Below are 4,157 nucleotides of genomic sequence, written 5' to 3' on the forward strand. Positions count from 1 at the left end.
ACTATCGAGTTCTCAAACAACACCAGCACACCCAACACCACCCCACACAACAGTGAGCCAGCCTCAAGTGACTTTGGAATCCACCAGCGATTGTTTTCCTGCCCGCCACACAAACCAGAGAACCTTGAACCAGTCTCTCCAGCGGGGCGTTGTCGGTCTCGCTGACTCGATATAAGTTACACACACCCCACACACAACACAAACCCGCAGCGCACAGGCTGTTTTCTACCTGTTCTTAAGCGCTTGTTTGGGGTTCATATAGCCACCCAAATACGCCACCTGCATCACTACACCAACCAACAACAGCGCTCCGGCGACGACAAGGACGTAAACGGTCTCACTGTCCGTGAAGCTTTCCACTTCAACGGCTCGCGAGATGGGGATAAATAGGAATATCGTTGGATACAGCCCCATTTCGCTGCGCCGGGCTTTCAAGACCGATCCCAGCACCGCGCAGGCGAACGCACCCGCCGCCCCGACCACCACCGCGGCCCAGCTCAAACTCGAGACAACACCAACAACGACCATATAAAGCAGCACTGAGACAACTGTTGCCGCGAGCGATACTCCAAGCCAGCGCCGACGTGGCACCCCGTAGCTGGCGCCCACGTCTGTTCCGGCGATTGCCGAGCCGTGCATGCAATACATGCCGTACCAAACCAGCAGCGGCAAAGCCCCAATCCACACTCTGAGCGGCTCCGAACCAATGAAGCTTGCCAGGTACAGCGTCACGCAATGCGCCGCCGCGATACCGAATGCCCAGAGCAGCTGAGGTGTCCACACCAGCTCCACAAGGAAGCCGCGCGAGCCTAAGCGCGGCCGAACACGCTCACTCGCTTCGGGCACCTCGCCGGTGACGTAGCGCTGCCCCATGAGCAGGCCCATCACCACAGCCCCCAAGGCGCCCACAACTCCAAACCAATCAGGCCGCAGCAGCAACGCGACGGCCGCGCCAATCACCACCGCCGGCACCACCGACATCGCGGCCAGTCGTAGCCGTCGACCCCGCGGCATGCCGTAGGCCGCGTACGCCGTCTCTTCCATTGAGAGCGCGCCGATGACAAACAAGGTCACAAATGCAGGCGTCATCACCGCAGTAAGCGGGTGGTCCGTAATCGTGGCGCCGAGGCCCAACATCACGGTCAGCGGCACTATCCACAGCAACCTGTACAGCGAGGACGCGACGAACTGGTGGCGGAAGAATCCGAGCAAGGTCGTGTTCATCAGTACACCTCCAGGTAGTGCTCGATGAGGTCGTCGAAGCGGGCGGGGCGGGCGTGGCGCGGAGCGTCGTCGATAGGCAAAAGCTCCCCTCCCACAACCGCGAAGGCGTCGGCGACTTCGGGAGCACATTGTTTAACGACGGCACCCTCACGCCCCAGAATCACCGCCGTATCCAGCACCTTCGCGGCGTCGTCGATGTGGTGGGTGGCCATGATGATGGTGCGGCCGGTGTCCGCCTGGTCCAGCAGGTGGCGGTAGAACACCTCGGTGTTGTGGGTGTCCAGGCCGACGTAGGGCTCGTCCAGAAGCAGGAGATCGGTGCCGGAAGCGAGCCCGATAACGATGGCGATCATGGCGCGCTGCCCGCGGGAGAGCTTCCCGTAGCGGGTTTCCAATGCCTGGTCCATGGCGAAGTCGGCGGTCAGTGCGTCGGCAAGCTGCTGGTCCCAGGTGCGGTAGCGCAACCGCGCACCCTTGATTACATCCGCGCCGGACCACGTGCCCGGGTAGGCGGTGTCAACGCCGGTCAGGCACGTGTTGTCCATGACAAACGCGTTGTCGAAGGGGCGCACGCCGAACACCTCGACGGTGCCGGAGGTGGGTTTGAGTTGACCGGACAGGATGCGCAGCAGCGTGGATTTTCCCACGCCGTTGCGGCCGAGCAGGCCGTGGATGCCGGGGCCCAGATCCAGGTCGACTCCGGTGAGCACCACCTTGGAGCCGAAGCGGCGGGTGAGGTCGCGGGTGTGGATGGTCATTGGTACATGCCTCTGCTTTCTGCGACGCGGTCGATCAGGTCGTGGAGGTTGGAACGGGAATAGCCGAGGTGCAGCGCTTCGTCGATGAGCGGGGCGACGTAGTCGCCGGCGAAGTCCTCGCGGCGCTTTTCCAGGATGCGGTCGCGAGCCCCGTCGGTGACGAACATGCCCAGGCCGCGGCGCTTTTCCAGCACGTGATCGTCGACAAGCAATGCAAGCCCCTTGCGCGCCGTCGCGGGATTAATTTCGTGGAACTGGGCGAGCTGATTCGTCGACGGTGCTTGCTCGCCGGGCTTCAGGGTGCCGTCGACGATGAGGTCGGCGACGAAACTGGCGATCTGCACGAAGAGCGGCTCCGCATCAGTGTTCATGCCCTGCCCTCCGGTTGATGGGTTAGTTACTCGAGTGACTAACTAACTATCATGCGAGTTCATCCCGCGCAACGGGTTCGCAGGAAACCGTGACAATTACGACGTGGAATGACTGAGGTTTTTCAGGCAAGATGGTGCCTGTAACTCAACTTAGTAACGAAAAAGAATCGGAATTTAGGAGCCATGCTTGAACGCACACTTGTGTTCGTCGACACGTCATACCTGCTCGCGAGCTTTTACAACTCGTGGGAAATCGGCGCCCGAGCTCAGTTAGAAATTGACCTGCCGGAGGTTGTGGCAACCCTCGGCAAAATGATCACCAACCAACTCAACCAACCCATCCACCGCCAGTTCTGGTACGACGGCATCCCCGACTCCGGCCCGCACCGCTACCAGCGCGCGCTGCGCACCTGCGACGGCGTGCAACTGCGCACCGGCCAGCTCATCGAGTGGGGCGAGCGCCGCACCCAAAAAGGCGTGGACACCCGCCTCGTCGCCGACCTTGTGGTCAACGGCGTGAGCGAGAAATTCACCGACTTCGTGCTGGTCTCCGGCGACGCGGACATGATCCCCGGCGTCGAGGAAGTGACCAGCCGCGGCGCGCGCATGCACCTCTACGGCTTCGGCTGGGACTCCATGTCCTCCGCCCTGCGCCACGCCTGCGACAGCACCACCATCCTCGACCCGCGCGAAGACTTCGCCGACGCCATGCGCCTCCAGGTGCTCGAAGGCCCGCTTCCGCCGAGCATCAGGGAGCGCCCGCTTAACGACGCTGCTCCGCTCGAAGAGGCGGACGGCCCCACCGCGGTTCCAGGGCTGGGCCCGGACCCGCTCGGGCCGGACGCGGTTGCCAGCGGTTCGAGCGCTTCGGGTGCTTCGGGGGACGGCTCGAAATCGAACACTGCATCGGACACTGCATCGGACGCCAAGTCCGTCGACGGCGAGCCCGACCAGGCAGCCCCGAAGCCGGGGCCAGCGCCTGACGGTGCTCCGAAGCCGTCCGACATCGTCGGCACACCTACTTCGCAGCAGCGCACCCACCGTCCGGACGAGCCGGAGCTGGACGAGCCGTCCGAGGCACAGGTGGAGGCCAACAACGAGTCGAACAAGCCCGGCAACCAGAACGTTTCCAGCGAACCGGACCGTCCGTCGGCGCCGGCGCCCTCAGCCCCCGCCGAAAGTGCCAAGCCGTCGCCTGCGTCGCTCGCCGGCACGAACTCGGATGCGCCCTCACCTGCGCCGAAGCCGGGACCCAAGCCTGCGCCGAAGCCTTCGATGATGGCTCCGCGCCGCAAACTGCGCTCCCGCTACGTGCCGCTTCCCGAGGAAGTGTGGACCTCCGCCGGCTTCCAGACCCCCTACGACGTGGGCCAGCAGTACGCTAACTGGTGGTTTGAAAACGCTGCCTCCAGTGAGCAGCGAGACAACGCCCACCTCCTTTCCGGCGGCGGCCTGCCCCCGGAGATCGACAGGCCACTGCTGCAGTTCGCCTGCGAGACCCTGCACGAGTACACCCTGTCCGAAACCCAGCGCGTGAACCTTCGCGACGGGTTCCACTCCGGCATCCGCGGCGTGCTCATCAACATCCGCCGGGAGAGCTAGACGCGGTCCTGGCATTTCTACGGCGCCCCGGGGTTTCGGCCCCGGGGCGCCTTTCCGCCCCAATTGCGACAAAGTTCACTCGCTTGTGAACTATCCCGCCGTGAGTTTTTGGCGACCTGGGGATAGTGAATTATTCAACCGTCCAAGTGGGAACTAATTCACGGATCTGGTCTGCGGACTTCCTGTGAACCACTCGTTGCCG

General features: G+C 63.3%; 4 protein-coding genes. 1 reads left to right on the forward strand and 3 read right to left on the reverse strand.

All coding sequences use genetic code 11. From position 1 onward, the window contains the following. Positions 1-225 precede the first annotated feature (225 nt). The 3 genes from HMPREF3151_RS10410 to HMPREF3151_RS10420 are packed head-to-tail and all read right to left on the reverse strand — an operon-like array spanning position 226 to position 2,353. Positions 226-1,224, reverse strand: a complete 999-nt coding sequence (locus tag HMPREF3151_RS10410; RefSeq protein ID WP_070475656.1) for a hypothetical protein — start codon at positions 1,222-1,224, stop codon at positions 226-228. Continuing rightward, a complete protein-coding gene (locus HMPREF3151_RS10415; protein ID WP_070475659.1) occupies positions 1,224-1,982 on the reverse strand; it encodes an ATP-binding cassette domain-containing protein in 759 nt (252 codons plus the stop codon). Before HMPREF3151_RS10415 ends, HMPREF3151_RS10410 begins: the two co-directional genes overlap by 1 nt. Next, the gene (locus HMPREF3151_RS10420) at positions 1,979-2,353 is read right to left on the reverse strand and encodes a GntR family transcriptional regulator (RefSeq protein ID WP_070475662.1); all 375 of its coding nucleotides are present in this window, start codon (positions 2,351-2,353) and stop codon (positions 1,979-1,981) included. The genes HMPREF3151_RS10415 and HMPREF3151_RS10420 overlap by 4 nt, the downstream gene beginning before the upstream one ends. Before the next feature lie 183 nt (positions 2,354-2,536). Here HMPREF3151_RS10420 and HMPREF3151_RS10425 point away from each other — a divergent pair, with 183 nt between their 5' ends. Next, on the forward strand, positions 2,537-3,955 hold the full coding sequence (locus HMPREF3151_RS10425; protein ID WP_070475665.1) for an NYN domain-containing protein: 1,419 nt from the start codon (positions 2,537-2,539) through the stop codon (positions 3,953-3,955). Positions 3,956-4,157 lie beyond the last annotated feature (202 nt).

This window comes from Corynebacterium sp. HMSC05H05 (genome assembly GCF_001807265.1).
Taxonomy (GTDB): domain Bacteria; phylum Actinomycetota; class Actinomycetes; order Mycobacteriales; family Mycobacteriaceae; genus Corynebacterium.